General features: G+C 70.9%; 15 protein-coding genes. 6 read left to right on the plus strand and 9 right to left on the minus strand.

All coding sequences use genetic code 11. From position 1 onward, the window contains the following. Positions 1–56: 56 nt before the first annotated feature. From BHU06_RS13600 to bfr, 3 genes are all read right to left on the minus strand, one after another. Positions 57–2,384 carry an NADP-dependent malic enzyme gene (locus tag BHU06_RS13600; RefSeq protein ID WP_070399721.1) on the minus strand — a complete coding sequence of 776 codons (2,328 nt, stop codon included), beginning with the start codon at positions 2,382–2,384 and terminating at the stop codon, positions 57–59. Between the two features lie 153 nt (positions 2,385–2,537). Next, positions 2,538–2,762: a bacterioferritin-associated ferredoxin gene (locus BHU06_RS13605; protein WP_070399722.1), complete on the minus strand. Its 225-nt coding sequence runs from the start codon at positions 2,760–2,762 to the stop codon at positions 2,538–2,540. 102 nt (positions 2,763–2,864) lie between these two features. Continuing rightward, positions 2,865–3,341 carry a bacterioferritin gene (bfr, locus tag BHU06_RS13610; protein WP_070399723.1) on the minus strand — a complete coding sequence of 159 codons (477 nt, stop codon included), beginning with the start codon at positions 3,339–3,341 and terminating at the stop codon, positions 2,865–2,867. A gap of 128 nt (positions 3,342–3,469) precedes the next feature. On the opposite strand from bfr, the gene BHU06_RS13615 reads away from it, so the two are divergent. After that, entirely contained in the window at positions 3,470–3,778 is a 309-nt protein-coding gene (locus BHU06_RS13615) for a hypothetical protein (RefSeq protein WP_139147070.1), read from the plus strand. 5 nt (positions 3,779–3,783) lie between these two features. On the opposite strand, the gene BHU06_RS13620 is transcribed toward BHU06_RS13615, so the two are convergent. The 3 genes from BHU06_RS13620 to BHU06_RS13630 form a co-directional block, all read right to left on the minus strand. Next, positions 3,784–5,181, minus strand: coding sequence for an aminopeptidase P N-terminal domain-containing protein (locus tag BHU06_RS13620; protein ID WP_070399725.1), 1,398 nt, complete (start codon positions 5,179–5,181; stop codon positions 3,784–3,786). Positions 5,182–5,253: 72 nt separating this feature from the next. After that, complete coding sequence (locus BHU06_RS13625; RefSeq protein WP_070399726.1) at positions 5,254–6,042, minus strand: nucleotidyltransferase family protein; 789 nt, start codon at positions 6,040–6,042, stop codon at positions 5,254–5,256. Positions 6,043–6,084: 42 nt separating this feature from the next. Next, on the minus strand, positions 6,085–7,095 hold the full coding sequence (locus tag BHU06_RS13630) for a sodium:calcium antiporter (RefSeq protein ID WP_070399727.1): 1,011 nt from the start codon (positions 7,093–7,095) through the stop codon (positions 6,085–6,087). 175 nt (positions 7,096–7,270) lie between these two features. Between BHU06_RS13630 and tkt the strand changes: the two genes are divergently transcribed. From tkt to BHU06_RS13655, 5 genes are all read left to right on the plus strand, one after another. Next, on the plus strand, positions 7,271–9,319 hold the full coding sequence (gene tkt, locus BHU06_RS13635; protein WP_175442855.1) for a transketolase: 2,049 nt from the start codon (positions 7,271–7,273) through the stop codon (positions 9,317–9,319). A gap of 42 nt (positions 9,320–9,361) precedes the next feature. Continuing rightward, on the plus strand, positions 9,362–10,360 hold the full coding sequence (gene gap, locus BHU06_RS13640) for a type I glyceraldehyde-3-phosphate dehydrogenase (protein WP_070399729.1): 999 nt from the start codon (positions 9,362–9,364) through the stop codon (positions 10,358–10,360). A 184-nt stretch (positions 10,361–10,544) separates the two neighbouring features. Then, positions 10,545–11,159 carry a TetR/AcrR family transcriptional regulator gene (locus BHU06_RS13645; protein WP_254668174.1) on the plus strand — a complete coding sequence of 205 codons (615 nt, stop codon included), beginning with the start codon at positions 10,545–10,547 and terminating at the stop codon, positions 11,157–11,159. Then, positions 11,156–12,058 carry an alpha/beta fold hydrolase gene (locus BHU06_RS13650; RefSeq protein ID WP_070399731.1) on the plus strand — a complete coding sequence of 301 codons (903 nt, stop codon included), beginning with the start codon at positions 11,156–11,158 and terminating at the stop codon, positions 12,056–12,058. The genes BHU06_RS13645 and BHU06_RS13650 overlap by 4 nt, the downstream gene beginning before the upstream one ends. Before the next feature lie 94 nt (positions 12,059–12,152). Continuing rightward, positions 12,153–14,051 (plus strand): S8 family peptidase, encoded by a 1,899-nt coding sequence (locus BHU06_RS13655; protein ID WP_083293227.1) that lies wholly within the window; start codon positions 12,153–12,155, stop codon positions 14,049–14,051. A gap of 34 nt (positions 14,052–14,085) precedes the next feature. Here BHU06_RS13655 and BHU06_RS13660 read toward each other — a convergent pair whose 3' ends face one another. From BHU06_RS13660 to BHU06_RS13670, 3 genes are read right to left on the minus strand one after another with little or no spacing between them, the layout of a single operon-like run. Next, positions 14,086–14,880, minus strand: coding sequence for an SPOR domain-containing protein (locus tag BHU06_RS13660; protein ID WP_070399733.1), 795 nt, complete (start codon positions 14,878–14,880; stop codon positions 14,086–14,088). Next, entirely contained in the window at positions 14,874–15,671 is a 798-nt protein-coding gene (locus BHU06_RS13665; protein ID WP_070399734.1) for a biotin--[acetyl-CoA-carboxylase] ligase, read from the minus strand. Before BHU06_RS13665 ends, BHU06_RS13660 begins: the two co-directional genes overlap by 7 nt. A 4-nt stretch (positions 15,672–15,675) precedes the next feature. Further along, positions 15,676–16,134: an SET domain-containing protein gene (locus BHU06_RS13670; protein WP_139147075.1), complete on the minus strand. Its 459-nt coding sequence runs from the start codon at positions 16,132–16,134 to the stop codon at positions 15,676–15,678. Positions 16,135–16,270: the final 136 nt, after the last annotated feature.

The following is a 16,270-nucleotide window of genomic DNA, read 5'->3' on the forward strand; positions in this document are numbered from 1 at the left end:
CAGTCGGCAGGGCGAAAACCGTCAAAAAAAGTTAGCGCCCGCTTTGCTTGAATGCCCTAGCGTGCCACGTTGGCGTCCGCCACTGTCAGGGCCGTCATGTTGACGATGCGGCGCACGGTGGCGCTGGGCGTCAGGATGTGCACCGGCTGAGCGGCACCGAGCAGCACCGGGCCGATGGCGATGTTGCCGCCGGCCGCCGTCTTCAGCAGGTTGTAGGCGATGTTGGCCGCATCGATGTTCGGCAGCACCAGCAGGTTGGCCACGCCCTTGAGGGTGGAATTGGGCATGAGCGCGGCGCGCGCGACCGGGTCCAGCGCCACGTCGCCGTGCATCTCGCCGTCCACCTCCAGCCAGGGCGCCTGGTCGCGCAGCAGGTCGAGCGTGCGGCGCATCTTGACGGCGGAGGGCTCGTTGGAGGAGCCGAAACTGGAGTGCGACAGCAGGGCCGCTTTGGGCTGGATGCCGAAGCGCAGCATCTCTTCGGCCGCCATGACCGTGATCTCGCAGAGCTCCTCGGGCGTGGGGTCGTGGTTGACGTGGGTGTCGACCAGGAAGACCTGGCGACCCGGCAGCATCAGTCCGTTCATGCAGGCATAAACGCGCACGTCCTGCGCGGTGCTGGGGCTGCCGCCCGCGCGTTTGCCGATGACCTGGTCGATGTAGTGCAGGTGGCCTTGGGTGGTGCCCCAGGTGCCGCAGATGAGGCCGTCGACCTCGCCCTTGTGCAGCAGCATGGTGCCGATGAGCGTGAGGCGGCGGCGCATCTCGATCTTGGCGAGCTGCTGGGTGACGCCCTTGCGTTCGGTCATGCGGTGGTAGGTCTGCCAGAAGTCGCGGTAGCGGTGGTCCTGCTCGACGTTGACCACGTCATAGTCCAGTCCCTCCTTCAGGCGCAGGCCGAACTTCTCGATGCGCTGGGCAATGATGGCCGGGCGGCCGATCAGCGTGGGCCGCGCCAGGCCCTCGTCCACCACGATCTGGCAAGCGCGCAGCACGCGCTCCTCTTCGCCCTCGGCGTAGGCCACGCGCTTGCGCTGCGCCAGCTTGGCGGCCGAGAAGATGGGCCGCATGACGGTGCCGGAGGCGAACACGAAACCCTGCAGCTTCTCGCGGTAGGCGGCCATGTCCGTGATGGGGCGCAAGGCCACGCCGCTGTCGGCCGCGGCCTGCGCCACCGCGGGCGCGATCTTGATCATCAGCCGCGGGTCGAAGGGCTTGGGGATCAGGTATTCGGGGCCGAAAGCCAGCTTCTCGCCCGCGTACGCGGCGGCCACGACTTCGCTCTGCTCGGCCTGCGCCAGCTCGGCGATGGCGTGCACGGAGGCGATCTCCATCTCGTCCGTGATGGTGGTGGCGCCCGAGTCGAGCGCGCCACGGAAGATGTAGGGGAAGCACAGGACGTTGTTGACCTGGTTCGGGTAATCCGTGCGGCCGGTGGCCATGATGGCGTCGTCGCGCACGGCCTTCACGTCTTCCGGCAGGATTTCGGGGTTCGGATTGGCCAACGCCAGGATGATCGGTTGTGCCGCCATGGACTTGACCATCTCGGGCTTGAGCACGCCGCCGGCCGACAGGCCCAGGAAGATGTCGGCGCCCGCGACGACCTCGGCCAAGGTGCGTGCGCTGGTCTTCTGCGCGAACTGCACCTTGTCCTCGTCCATCAGCTCGGTGCGGCCCTCGTAGACCACACCGGCCAGGTCGGTCACCCAGATGTTTTCGCGCGGCAGGCCCAGCTTGACCAGCAGGCCCAGGCAGGCGAGGGCGGCGGCGCCAGCGCCTGAGGTCACCAGCTTGACCGCCTTGAGGTCCTTGCCCACCACCTTCAGGCCGTTGAGGATGGCCGCGCCGACGACGATGGCGGTGCCATGCTGGTCGTCGTGGAAGACCGGGATCTTCATGCGCTCGCGCAGCTTGCGCTCGACGTAGAAGCAATCGGGTGCCTTGATGTCCTCGAGGTTGATGCCGCCGAAGGTGGGCTCCAGCGCGGCGATGACCTCGACCAGCTTGTCCGGGTCCTTTTCGTTGATCTCGATGTCGAAGACGTCGATGCCCGAGAACTTCTTGAACAGCACGCCTTTGCCTTCCATCACCGGCTTGGCGGCGAGCGGGCCGATGTCGCCCAGGCCCAGCACGGCCGTGCCGTTGGTGATGACCGCCACCAGGTTGCCGCGGGCGGTGTACTTGAAGGCGTTGACCGGGTCGGCCACGATTTCTTCGCAGGGGGCGGCCACGCCGGGCGAATAGGCCAGGGCCAGGTCGCGCTGGTTCGACAAGGGCTTGGTGGCGGCAATGGCCACTTTGCCGGGCAGGGGCTGCTCGTGGTACTGCAGCGCGGCGCGGCGCAGTTCGGCGCGTTTGTCCTCAGGGGTGTTCGATGCGGTCATGCACGTCTCCGGCCTTGATTTTTGCCATGCGAAAGGCGAATTCGCATTCTAAGTCGGGCACACCGAAACCCGGGAGAGCACACAGGGCGTCCCGGGTGAAGGGCTTGTGACTGGGAAGGGGGGAATGGGCTCGCCCTGGGCGGGCGAGCGGGCTCAGGCGCGTTCGACCTGGCGGGCCTGTTCGGCGGTCTGTCGCTGCAGGTGGGCCACGACCTGGCCCGGGGCGCATTCGGCGAAGACCGAGCGCGCGCAGCCTTCGCATTGGCCGCACTGCGTGGCCACGCCGAGTTCGAGCTGGATGTCGTCAAACGCCATGCCGGACCGGGCGCACTGGGCGATGGTCTTGTCACTGACGCGGTGGCAAACGCAGACGATCATGGGGTTGGGTACCAAGAAACTTCTGCAAATGATAATGGATCGCATTCATTGCGCAAGCCTTCTTGAAAACCGCCCGACGGGCGGCTTCTCCCCTGAGTCGCCTCAGCTCACCGAACCCATCTGGCTTTGCAGGTAGTTCTGCAGGCCGACCTTCTCGACCAGCTCGATCTGCGTCTCCAGGAAGTCGATGTGTTCCTCGGTGTCGTCCAGAATGGTCTGGAGCAGGTCGCGCGAGACGTAGTCGCGCACGGCCTCGCAGTGCGCGATGCCTTCCTTGATGGTGGCCTGCGCGCCTTGCTCGAGCGTGAGGTCGCAGCGCAGGATCTCGGGCACGTCCTCGCCGATGCCGAGCTTGCCCAGATCCTGCAGGTTGGGCAGGCCGTCGAGCATGAAGATGCGGTCCATCAGCTTGTCGGCGTGCTTCATCTCGCCGATCGATTCCTCGTATTCCTTGCTCGCGAGCTTGTCCAGGCCCCAGTGTTTGAGCATGCGGTAGTGCACGAAGTACTGGTTGATCGCCGTCAGCTCGTTCTTCAGTTGCGCCTGAAGGTGGGCAATCACTTTCTTGTCGCCTTGCATGTGACTCTCCTTGTCGTTGTTGCGGCCGGGGGATTGTGAGCCCATCGCCGCTGGGGAAAAGGGGTGCGGCCTTTGCAAATGAGAATTGTTCTCACATGATGGCCAGCCTGTCACCGCCGGAGCACCCCATGAAGCCGTCCTTTCCGACCCACGCCGACGAGGAATACAGCCTGCCGCCCGTCGAGGCGCTGCTGGCCGGCACGCTCGCGCTCATGACCGGTTGCGCCCAGCACAGCGGTCCGGTGTGCCAGCGCGAACTGATGGTCGGCAAGGTGGTGAGCAATCTCACCGAGATGGCGCAGCACCCGGCGCTGTCGCGGCCCATGCGGGTGTTGCTGGGCCGGCTGAGTTCGCGTTGGCTGCTGGAGCTGGGCAGCGCCGCGGCGCCCGCCGCCGGGCTGATGCCCCTCCTGCCGGAGCACCGCACGCTGCAGTAGTCGGCTCAGCCCCGCATCAGGGCCTCGATGGCGTCGGGCGCCACCGGCACGTCGCGGGTGATCAGTTCGCAGCCGGTTTCGGTGACCACGGCGTCGTCCTCGATGCGGATGCCGATGTTCCAGAAGCGCTCGGGCACGCCTTCGGCGGGGCGGATGTACAGCCCCGGCTCGATGGTGAGCACCATGCCCGGGCGCAGGATGCGGCTCGGGCGGTCCTTGATGGTCTCGCCGGACAGCGGGTCCTGGCGCTCGCTGACCTGGCCGACCTCGGACGGCTCGACGTAGCTGCCGCAATCGTGCACGTCCATGCCCAGCCAGTGGCCGGTGCGGTGCATGTAGAACGGAAAGTACGCGCGCTGGGCGATCACGTCGTCCACCGCGCCCACCTTGTTCTTGTCGAGCAGGCCCAGGTCGAGCAGGCCCTGGGCGAGCACCTTGACGGTGGCCTCGTGCGGATCGATGAAACGCGCGCCGGCTTTGGTGGCGGCCACGGCCGCCTCCTGGCTGGCCAGCACCAGCTCATAGACCGCGCGCTGCGGACCGGTGAAGCGGCCGTTGGCGGGGAAGGTGCGCGTGATGTCGCTGGCGTAGCCGTCGAGCTCGCAGCCGGCGTCGATCAGCACCAGCTCGCCGTCGCGGATGGGCGCGGCGTCGGCGCGGTAGTGCAGGATGCAGGCGTTGGCGCCGGCCGCCACGATGCTGCCGTAGGCCGGGTACTGCGAGCCGCCCTGGCGGAACTCGTGCAGCAGCTCGGCGTCGAGGTGGTACTCGCGCACGTCCTGCCCGGCGCGCAGCATGGCGGCGCTGCGCTGCATGGCGCGGATGTGACCGCGCGCGCTGATGCGCGAGGCGCGGCGCATGATGTCCAGTTCGTGCGCGTCCTTCACCAGGCGCATCTCGTCGAGCGGGGTGCACAGGTCGCGCTGGCTTTCGGGGCACAGGGCGCCGTAGCGCACGCGCGCGCGCACCTTCTGCAGCCAGCCGTCGATGCGGCCCTCCAGGCCCGTGTGGGTGGCGAAGGGGTACCAGACCACCGCGCGGTTCTCCAGCAGCCGGGGCAGGCGCTGGTCGAGTTCGGCGACGGAGAAGGCCTCGTCCACGCCCAGCGCGGCCGGCGCGGCCTCGGGGCCCAGGCGGATGCCGTCCCAGATCTCGCGCTCCAGGTCCTTGGGCTGGCAAAACAGCGTGGTGCGGCCCTCGGCGGTGATCAAGAGCCAGGCCTGCGGCTCGGCGAAGCCACTCAGGTAGTAGAAGTAGCTGTCGTGCCGGTAGATGAAGTCGGTGTCTCGGTTGCGCGGACGTTCCAGCGCGGTGGGCACGATGGCGATGCCGCCGGGGCCGAGTTGCGAGGCCAGGCGCGCGCGGCGCTCGGCGTAGAGGCGGAAGTGGGTCGAAGCGTCCATCGCGCCATTGTGGCGGCAAGCGCCGGGGCGCGGGGTCCAGAGGCGATCCGGCGCCGCCCGCCCGCCGCCGGATCAGCGCCCTTGGGGGGGCGCGACCCGCGCCGCCGTGGAGCGTGGGGGCTCCTGCCGGTTCAACTCGGCCAGACGCTGGGGCGTTCCCACATCCGTCCAGGGCCCCGGGTACAGCTCGGCGCTCACGCGGCCGGCGTCCATGGCCCGGCGCAGCAGCGGCGCCAGCGGCTCGGCGCGGCCCTGCGGGTTGCCGGGCGGGATGTCGAACCACGGCGCCTCGAACAGCGCGCGCCGGTACAGGCCGATGGTGCTGTAGGTGTGGCGCGGGGCCTCGGCGCCTGCAACGAGGTTGAGCGCGAGGCCTTCGGGGCTGAGGCCGAAGTCGCCGCGGGGGTTGTGCTCGGGGTTGGGCACCAGCCACAGGTGGGCCAGGCGCTCGCCCCGCGCGAAGCGCTCCAGCGCCTCGGGCGCGAAGGGGAAGCCGGGCGCGAAGACGTCGCCCGCGACGACCCAGAACACCTCGTCCAGCAGCGGCAGCGCGCGCGCGATGCCGCCAGCGGTCTCCAGCGCGTAGCCGAAGTCCTCGCCCTCGGCCGAGTAGGCGATGTCCAGCGCCAGGCCTTCGCTGCTGCGTGGGTATGGGCCGAAATGCGCGGGGATCTGCTCGCCGAGCCAGGCGGTGTTGATCACCAGGTCGGCGCAGCCGGCCTCGGCCAGGGCGTCCACGTGCCATTGCAGCAGCGGCTTGCCCTGCACGACCAGCAGGGGCTTGGGCAACTGGTCGGTCAGCGGCCGCATGCGGTTGCCGCGGCCGGCGGCCAGGAGGATGGCGTGGGCAGGGTGGGCCATGGTGGAGGGGCTAGGTCCCGACTGTAGCCGCCCTGCGGTGGCTCAGCGACCGGTCAGGGCGAACAGGCCGGCCATGCCGGCCGCGTAGACCAGCAGCAGCGCCCAACTGTCCGGCCCCATGCCCAGGCGCTTGCGGCGCGGGCGCCACAGCAGGCCGGCCGCGACGACGCCGGTCATCAGCAGGCCCAGGGCGGTGACGTACAGCGTCTCGGCGCTGGCACCAGGCATCACGGCCTGGCCGGCCAGCGCCGTGGCCAGCACCAGCAGCACGGGCAGCAGGGCGTTGCCGCCCAGGATGTCGCTCACCGCCAGCGCGGGCTCGTCGCGCCGCATGGCCGCCAGGCCGGTGGCGACCTCGGGCAAGGCGGTGGACGCGGCGAGCACGGTGGCGCCGAAGAGCACGCCGTCGATGCCCCAGTGCCGGGCCAAGGCGTCGCCGCTGCGCTCGAGCAGCACGCCGCCGATGAGCGTGAGCAAGGCGCAGGCGGCGAACAGCAGACCAGCGCCGCGCAGGCCGTCCGACGGACGGCGGGTAGGGCGGCGGGGCGCGGCCGAGGGGCGTTGGCTGAGCCGGCGCACCAGCAACAGGCCACCCAGCCAGGCGAAGACGGTCAGCGCGCCGTCCGGCGTGACGCCGAAACGGAGGGCGTCGGCCGGCAGCCAGTGGCCCAGCAGCACCAGGGCCAGCAGCGCCACCACCATCAGCGCCTCGGCCAGCGCCTGGGGCGAGGCCACGCGGGTGGACAGCGGCACCGCGCCGCGGTGGCCCACGGCGTCGAACAGCGCCAGCAGCAGGGTCTGGATGGCCACGCCGCCCAGCAGGTTGGCCACGGCCACCTCGACGCGCCCGCCCAGCGCGGCGCTGGCGGTGATGGCGATCTCGGGCAGGTTGGTCACCAGCGCCAGCAACACCAGCCCGCCCATCTCGTCGCCCCAGCCGAAGGCCTGGTCCAATCGGTCGGTGGCCTGGGTGAGCCGCACGCCGGCCCACCACACGACCAGCGCCGCGCCGGCGAAGATCGCCAGCAGCGCGGGGGAAGGCAGATCGGTCATGGGCTCGGGTGGGCGGTGGCGGCCATCGTACGGTGGGCCGCGCGCCCGGCCGCCAGGGCCGATACCCCCCGCGCGAGCGGCCGGCGCGGGCCCAGTCGCTAAAATCCGGGGTTTTCCCCAGGCTGGGCGGCGCGCGACGCGCCCACGCCGCGCCCCCACCCCACCCGAGGTCTTCATGAGCGACTCCGCCGGCGTCACCGTCTCTCCCCTGGTCATGGCCAACGCCATCCGCGCTCTGGCGATGGACGCCGTGCAGGCCGCCAACTCCGGCCACCCCGGCGCACCCATGGGCATGGCCGACATGGCCGTCGCGCTCTGGGGCCGCCACCTCAAGCACAACCCGGTGAACCCGCACTGGGCCGACCGCGACCGCTTCGTGCTGTCCAACGGGCACGGCTCCATGCTCATCTACTCGCTGCTGCACCTCACGGGCTACGCGCTGCCCCTGCAGGAGCTGAAGCATTTCCGCCAGCTGCACAGCAAGACCGCCGGCCACCCCGAGGTGGGCATCACGCCCGGCGTGGAAACCACCACCGGCCCGCTGGGCCAGGGCATCACCAACGCCGTGGGCATGGCCCTGGCCGAGAAGCTGCTGGCCGCCGAATTCAACCGCCCCGGCCACACCGTCGTCGACCACCACACCTACGTGTTCCTGGGCGACGGCTGCCTCATGGAGGGCATCAGCCACGAGGCCGTGGCCCTGGCCGGCGCCTGGAAACTCAACAAGCTCATCGCGCTGTACGACGACAACGGCATTTCCATCGACGGCAAGGTCACGCCCTGGTTCATCGACAACACCGCCCTGCGCTTCGTGGCCTGCGGCTGGAACGTCATCGGCCCCATCGACGGCCACGACGCGGACGCGGTGGACCAGGCCATCGCCCAGGCGCGCCGCCACCCCGAGCAGCCCACGCTGATCGTCTGCAAGACGCACATCGGCAAGGGCAGCCCGAACCGCGCCAACACCGCGAAGGCGCACGGCGAGCCGCTGGGCGCCGAGGAAATCCAGCTCACGCGCGAGGCCCTGGGTTGGCCGCACGCGCCCTTCGTGGTGCCCGACGAGGTCTACGCCGCCTGGGACGCGAAAGCCGCCGGCGCCGAGGCCGAGGCCGACTGGACCGCGCGCTTTCGCGCCTACCGCGCCGCCCACCCCGAGCTGGCCGCCGAGTTCGAGCGCCGCATGAAGGGCGAGCTGCCGAAGGACTTCGCCGCGCTGGCCGCCGACGCGGCCCGCCAGGCCCACGCCAAGGCCGAGACCGTGGCCAGCCGCAAGGCCAGCCAGCTCGCGCTGGAGCACTTCACCGCCGCGCTGCCCGAACTGCTGGGCGGCAGCGCCGACCTCACCGGCTCCAACCTCACCAATACCAAATCCACGCCGCCGCTGCGCCTGGACATCGCCGGCAACGTGGTGCGCGACGAGGCCGGCCGCCTGGGCCGCCACATCAACTACGGCGTGCGCGAGTTCGGCATGGCCGCCATCATGAACGGCGTGGCCCTGCACGGTGGCTACATCCCCTACGGCGGCACCTTCCTCACCTTCAGCGACTACTCGCGCAACGCCATTCGCATGGCCGCGCTGATGAAGCAGCGCGTGGTCCACGTCTTCACGCACGACTCCATCGGCCTGGGCGAGGACGGCCCCACGCACCAGTCGATCGAGCACGCCGCCAGCCTGCGCCTGATCCCGGGCCTGGACGTCTGGCGCCCCGCCGACACCGCGGAAACCGCCGTGGCCTGGACCGTGGCGCTGGAGAACCGCGACCGGCCCACGGCGCTGCTGCTGTCGCGCCAGAACCTGCCCTACCTGCCCAAGAACGGCCTGGGCGACATCGCCAAGGGCGCCTACGTGCTGGCCGAACCCGCCGGCAAGCAGAAAGCCCAGGCGGTGATCATCGCCACCGGCTCCGAGGTGCAACTCGCGCTCAAGGCGCAGGCGCTGCTGGCCCAGGAGCACGGCATCGCGGTGCGCGTGGTGTCCATGCCCAGCACCACCCGCTTCGACCGCCAGGCCGCCGCCTACAAGAAGGCCGTGCTGCCCGCCGGCCTGCCGCGCATCGCGGTCGAGATGGGCGTCACCGATTTTTGGTGGAAGTACGGTGTCTCGGCCGTGGTCGGCATCGACACCTATGGCGAGTCGGCGCCCGCGCCGGTGCTGTTCAAGCACTTCGGCTTCACCGAGCAGAACGTGGCGGACACGGTGCGCGCCGTGCTCGCCGGGCAGTGATCCTTTTCCGGTTTTTCCGAATCAACCCCTGGAGATGACAGCATGACGATCAAGGTCGGTATCAACGGTTTCGGGCGCATCGGGCGCATGGTGTTCCGCGCGGCGGTCGCCAACTTCAAGGACATCGAAGTGGTCGCCATCAACGACCTGCTCGAACCCGACTACCTGGCCTACATGCTCAAGTACGACAGCGTGCACGGCCGCTTCGACGGTGACGTGAAGGTCGAGGGCTCCAGCCTCATCGTCAACGGCAAGAAGATCCGCCTGACCGCGGTGAAAGACCCGGCCGAGCTCAAGTGGGGCGAGGTTGGCGCCGACGTGGTGATCGAGTCCACCGGCATCTTCCTGGACAAGGCCGGCGCCGAGAAGCACCTGGCCGCGGGCGCCAAGAAGGTCATCATGTCCGCGCCCAGCAAGGACGACACGCCCATGTTCGTCTACGGCGTGAACCACGAGACCTACGCCGGCCAGGCCATCATCAGCAACGCCAGCTGCACCACCAACTGCCTGGCCCCGGTGGCCAAGGTGCTCAACGACAAGTGGGGCATCAAGCGCGGCCTCATGACCACCGTGCACGCCGCCACCGCCACGCAGAAAACCGTGGACGGCCCCAGCAACAAGGACTGGCGCGGCGGCCGCGGCATCCTGGAGAACATCATCCCCAGCAGCACTGGCGCGGCCAAGGCGGTGGGCGTCGTGATCCCCGAGCTCAACAAGAAGCTCACCGGCATGAGCTTCCGCGTGCCGACCAGCGACGTGTCCGTGGTCGATCTGACGGTGGAACTCAACAGCGCCGCCACCTACGCCGAGATCTGCGCCGAGATGAAGGCGCAGAGCGAGGGCAAGCTCAAGGGCGTGCTGGGCTACACCGAGGACAAGGTGGTCGCCACCGACTTCCGCGGCGACGCCCGCACCTCGATCTTCGACGCCGACGCCGGCATCGCGCTCGACGGCACCTTCATCAAGGTGGTGAGCTGGTACGACAACGAGTGGGGCTACTCCAACAAGTGCCTGGAAATGGCGCGCGTGGTGGCCAAGTAAGCCGTCGCTCGCGTCCGCAGAAAAGGCGCCTTCGGGCGCTTTTTTTGTGGGCGGAAAGGCCCGGAGCAGCCAAGACAGCGGCGACCGGCGCTTCGCCTCGGCACCGGTCGCCGCGTCGCCCAGACGACAGCTTGACCGCCGGGGGTCATTGACGCTAGACCGATCGGTCTAGAGAATGGCTCGCATGCCCGCCCCACCGCCTGTCGAGCCCGCCCGCGAGCGCCTCATCGCCGCCATGACCGACGCCCTGCGCCGGCGCGGCCTGCACGGCATTGGCCTGACCGAGCTGCTGCGGGCGGCCCAGGCGCCCAAGGGCGTGCTCTACCACCACTTCCCGGGCGGCAAGACCGAGCTGGCCGTGGCCGCCATCGACCAGGTGGTGGAGCGCATGACCGCCGGCCTGGACAAGCTGCTCGCCGGCACGCCCGACCCGCTGCTGGCCCTGCGCCGCTGGATCGCCGGCGCCACCGCCCGACTGCAGGAGACCGGCTTCGAGGCCGGCTGCCCGCTGGCCACGGTGGCGCTGGAATCCGGGCCCGAGGACCGCGCCCTGCGCGAGGCCCTGGCGCGCGCCTTCGGGCGCGTGCGCGAACGCATCGCCCAGGGCCTGGCCGGCGCCGGCCTGCCCGCCGAGCGCGCCCAGGGCCTGGCCGCGCTCATCGTCGCTGCCTACGAAGGTGGCCTGCTGCAGTCGCGCGTCGCGCACAGCGCCGAGCCCATACAGCGCGCCACCGACACCCTGTTGGCCCTGCTGTCGGCCGACCCGTCCTGCGCCCCTTTTCAGGAGCCCTCGCCATGAACCCCCTCACCCAGGACCGCGCGGCCGACGCCGTGCGCATCGAGTCCCTGACCCTGCACGCCGCCGACGGCTACCCGCTGGCGGCCCACCGCTACCGCGGCCCGGCGCCGCCGCGCGCGCACCTCGTGGTGGGCGGCGCCACGGCGGTGCCCCAGGGTTTCTACAAGCGCTTCGCGCAGCACGTGGCCGCGCAAGGCGTCGACGTGCTCACGCTCGACTACCGCGGCATCGGCCGCTCGGCGCCGAACAGCCTCAAGGGCTTTCGCATGGACTACCTCGACTGGGGCCGGCTCGACCTGGCCGCGGCCGTGGCCGCCATGCGCGCGCCCGGCGTGCCGCTGTGGCTGGTGGGCCATTCCTACGGCGGGCACGCCCTGGGCCTGCTGCCGCACCCGGAGCACGTGGACGCGGCCTACACCTTCGCCACCGGCGCCGGCTGGCACGGCTGGATGCCGCCGCTCGAGCGCCTGCGCGTGCAGATCATGTGGAACCTCATCGGCCCCGTGGCCACGCGCCTGGCCGGCTACCTGCCCTGGAGCAAGCTCGGCATGGGCGAGGACCTGCCGATCGACGTCTACCGCCAGTGGCGCCACTGGTGCCGCTTCCCGCGCTACTTCTTCGACGACCCGCAGATGCGCGAGGTGACCGCGCGCTTCGACGCCGTGCGCTTTCCGATCGTGGCGGTCAATGCGCTCGACGACGCCTGGGCGCCGCCGGCCTCGCGCGACGCCTTCATGGCCGGCTACCGCAACGCGCCCGTGAAGGCCGTGACCCTGGACTCGCGCCGCGACGGTCTGGGTCCCATCGGGCACATGGGCTACTTCCGCCCGCGCGCCCAGCCCCTCTGGAACGAGGCCCTGGCCTGGTTCGACGGCCAAAGAATGGCGTCGGCCATGTGATGAAAAGGAATTGCAAATTCCTTCTGGGGTAACTCCGCATGGGCCCGGTCGGAGGCGCCGAAAATTTGGTGTGCCCGCGTGCTACAACCCGCCCATGGTTTCAAAGCTGTTGCGCGGATGTGTGCTGGCCCTGGCCGCTCTGGTCTTGGGGAACGTGTTGGCCGCGCAGCCGGTGGCCAGTGGCGATGCACCGGCCTTCGGCCTCATCGTTGGCTACCGCGACGGCGCCAATCCGCTGAGCCGCGAGGAAACCGACCGCGGCCCCTGGGCCGACCGCGAGGCCCGCCTGGCCGGCGCCTGGCAACGGGCGACCCAGCGCTCGCGCGAACAAACCGAGCGGCTGGCGCGCGACACCGGTGTGCGCGCCGTCTCCGTCGGCGAGGCGGGCCGCGCGGCCCTGCTGCGCTTCGACCGCCCGATGCAGGGCCGCGCGCTGGCCGACGCCCTGCGCCGCGTGCGCCTGCACCCGGATGTGGCCTGGGTCGAGCCCAACGTCCTCGTGCGCCCGCAGTTGGTGCCCAACGACGCGAACTACGGCTTGCAGTGGCACCTGCGCGGCCCGGGCGACGGCGAACCGGCGGGGCTCAACCTGCCGCCCGCGTGGGATCTCCGCACCGGACTCCAATCCACGGTCGTGGCCGTGGTGGACAGCGGCGTGCGCTTCAGCCACCCCGACCTGGCCGGCAAGTTGCTCGCGGGGTACGACTTCGTGAGCGAGTTGCAGGTGGCCAACGACGGCAACGGCCGGGACGCCGATGCGACCGACCCCGGCGACTGGATCTCTCCGACCGATCTCGGCAACCCCTTGTTCTCCGGCTGCGACCTGGCCTTCAGTTCCTGGCACGGCACCTTCATCGCCGGCCAGATCGCCGCGGCGACCGACAACGGCATCGGGGTGGCGGGCCTCAACTGGGAGGCGCGCATCCTGCCCGTGCGGGTGTCGGGCAAGTGCGGCGCCCTGGTGTCCGACCTGCTCGACGGTGTGCGCTGGGCCGCCGGCCTGCCGGTGGCCGGGGTGCCGGCCAATCCCACGCCGGCGCGTGTGATCAACCTGAGTTTCAGTGGCAGCTCGGCCTGCAGCCCGGCGTACCAGACCACCGTGGACGACGTGCGGGCGGCGGGCGCCTTGCTGGTGGTGGCCGCAGGCAACGAGTCGGGCCCGCTCACGCGCCCGGCCGATTGCCAGGGGGTGATGGCCGTGGCCTCGGTGCAGCGCGACGGCGCCAAGGCGGACTATTCCAACTTCGGGGCCAACGTGGCCCTGGCCGCGCCGGGCGGGTCGGGCACCACGCCCCTGGACCCCGACAACCTCTACTCGACCACGAACGCCGGCTTCACCGGGCCGGGCGGCGACACCTATGGCTACAAGAAAGGCACCAGCTTCGCCGCGCCCCAGGCCGCCGGCGTGGCCAGCCTCATGCTCGCCCTCAACCCCCACCTCACCCCGCAGGCGCTGATGGAGCGCATGCAGGCCGGGGTGCGGTCGCACACCGTGGCGGGCGGGCTGGCCTGCGGCCCGGCCAACGGTGGGGTGTGCCAGTGCACCCCCACCACCTGCGGCGCCGGCCTGCTGGACGCGGACCGGTCCTTGCAGCTGGCCACGGGCCCTGCCGCCGTGATCCAGGCGGTGAACGTCGTGGTGCCGGGCGCTTTTGTCACGCTCGATGGCCAGGCCAGCGTGGCGCTCGCGCCAGCGACCCTCACGGGCTACCAATGGACCCAGGACAGCGGCACCACCGCCGTCGCCATCCCCAACAACACCCAGTCCGTGACCGGCGTGCAACTGCCCGCCGTGGAGGGCCGCTGGGTGTTCCGGCTCAAGGTTACCGACAGCAACGGCGGCACCGGCAGCGACGCCGTCGTCGTGCGCGCGGTGGCCCCGCCCACGCCGCCAGCCACGGGGGGCGGCGGCGGCGCCTTCGGGGCCTGGTGGGGCCTGGGGCTGGCGTTGTGGGGCTTGGGCGTGGCGCGGGCTTCGCGCCGCCGCCGTTGAGCGCCACCCGGTTTCGCGCGCCGGATCGGACGCGTCAGTTGCAGCGTTGCAGGCTGCGGCCCGCCATGGCCGGGCCCAGGGCCTCGATGCGCGCGCGCACGGTCTCGCCGATGGCCGGCAGACGCAGCGAATAACTCAGGCCCTCGGCGCGCTCCTGCACCACGCGGGCCGTGCGCACGTTGCGCCGCTCGGCCAGCTGCAGGCCTTCCCGCGCCGCTTCCTCGCTGGAAAACGTGCCCAGCGCGATGCCGGGCGCCAGGCCGCTGGTGTTGACGTCACGGAATTCCACACCCATGGCGCGCAGCTCGGCCTTCTTGCGGGCGGCCTGTTCGGCGCTGTCGTAGCGCCCCATGTAGACGATCCAGCGCCCGGGGCTGCGTGTTTCGGTGAGTTGCCAGTCGCTGCCGCCCAGGCCGAGCAGGCGCAGCTCGGCGCGCAGCAGCTCGGCCTGCTCGGGGCTGAATCCGCTGGCTTGCCAGCAGGCGCGCGGCTCATTGGCCGCGGCCGGTGCGGCAGCGGTCGGCGTGGCCGTGGGCGCCGCCGGGGCCGTGAGGGGCGGCGCCTCCACGGACGCTGGCGCCGCGGCCACGGCAGGGTGGGCCGGGATGGCGGATTCGGGCGCGGGCGCCGGGGCCGGCGTGGTGGGCGGCTCAGCGCCGCGCGGCCCATTGAGCAGGCGCACGTGCTCGGGCGCGATCTGCTGCGTCAGGCGCTGCGGTTCGCGCGGCTCGCTGGTCGGTGGGAAGCCGATGGCCGCGAGGTGACCCTGCGTCCAGGCGAAATACAGGCCGTTGGCCGCCAGCAGCACGGCGATCGTCCACCTCAACATGGGCGCACGCTCACTTCCGCACTGTCCACGCGGCGCAACTGGCCGTTCACGCGCACCAGCAGCGCGCCGTCCTCGGCCACGCCGCAGGCGCTGCCGGTGCTGCCATCGCTCAGGCGCAGCTCGCGGTCTTTCAGCGCGTCGCGCGCCGCGTAGCGCGCGGCGAACGGTGCAAAACCTTCGCTGGCGAAGCTCAGCACCCCGCGCACCAGCGGTGGCACCAGCCGGGGCAGCAGCTCGGCGGGGGTCACGCCCACTTCCACCTCGGCCAGCCCGGCCGGCGGCACGCCCCCCATGGGGCTGGCGGGTGCGCCAGCGAGCGCCGATTCGGCCGGCCGCGCGACGTTGATGCCCGCGCCGATCACCACCGAGCGTGGCCCTTCGCGGTCATCGGCGTGGCCCGCCGTTTCGACCAGGATGCCGCCGAGCTTGCGGCCCATGAGCCAGAGGTCGTTCGGCCACTTGATGCGCACGTCCGGGTGCAGTTGCTCGGCCAGCACCAGGCCCACCGCGAGCGACAGACCCGACCAGCTGCGCGGCGCCAGCGACAGGCCGAGCGAAAACGTGAGCGACTGGCCGGGCCGGCTGTGCCAGCCGCGTCCCAGCCGACCGCGCCCGGCGGTCTGGCGCTCGGCCACCAGCAGCACCGGGTCCAGCGGCGCGGTGCGCGCGCGGCGCATGAGCTCGGTGTTGGTGGAATCGACCTCTTCCAGCACCTCGACCGTGAAGCCGGGCAGGTCGGGCACCACCGCCTGCCAGATGGCCTCGGCACCGCCCGCGAGCGAGGCGCTCATGGTCTTACCCCAGCTTGGTGGCGCGCCCGCCGCGCTTGGGCGCCAGCAGCGTGCCGCGGCACTTCTTGGCGCCGCACCAGCAGGGGTACTGGGCCTTGAGCTTGGGCGTGAGCGGCTCGTCGATGACGAGGCCGTAGTCGTAGAACAGCTCCTCGCCGGCCTCGATGGCGCGCAGGCTGCGGATGAACACGCGGCCATCCTCGATGTCGGCCTCGCAGTTGGGCTTGCAGCTGTGGTTGATCCAGCGCGCCGAGTTGCCGCCGTACTTCGCATCGATCACATGTTCTTCGTCGATGTGGAAGTAGAAGGTGTGGTTGGGGTCGCTCGGGTCGTGCGGGTGGCGGTCCAGCGCTTCCGCCCAGGTGATGACCTCGCCCGTGTACTCGATCAGCGTTTCGCCCGGCGCGATGTCCACCAGCGCGAAGACGCCCTTGCCGTGCACCCCGGAGCGGCGCGTCTGGATGCGGCGCGCGTCGCTGGACTTGGCCGGGGATGGGGTGCGTGCCGAGGGCGAGCGCGGGGTTTTCGTCACGTCGGATTTCTTTGGTAAGGTTGTTTCATGCGAGTGCGCGCGTGGGTGCGCGCACGACAAGCGCGCG

This window comes from Hydrogenophaga sp. PML113 (assembly GCF_001777155.1).
Classification (GTDB): Bacteria; Pseudomonadota; Gammaproteobacteria; order Burkholderiales; family Burkholderiaceae_C; genus Hydrogenophaga; species Hydrogenophaga borbori.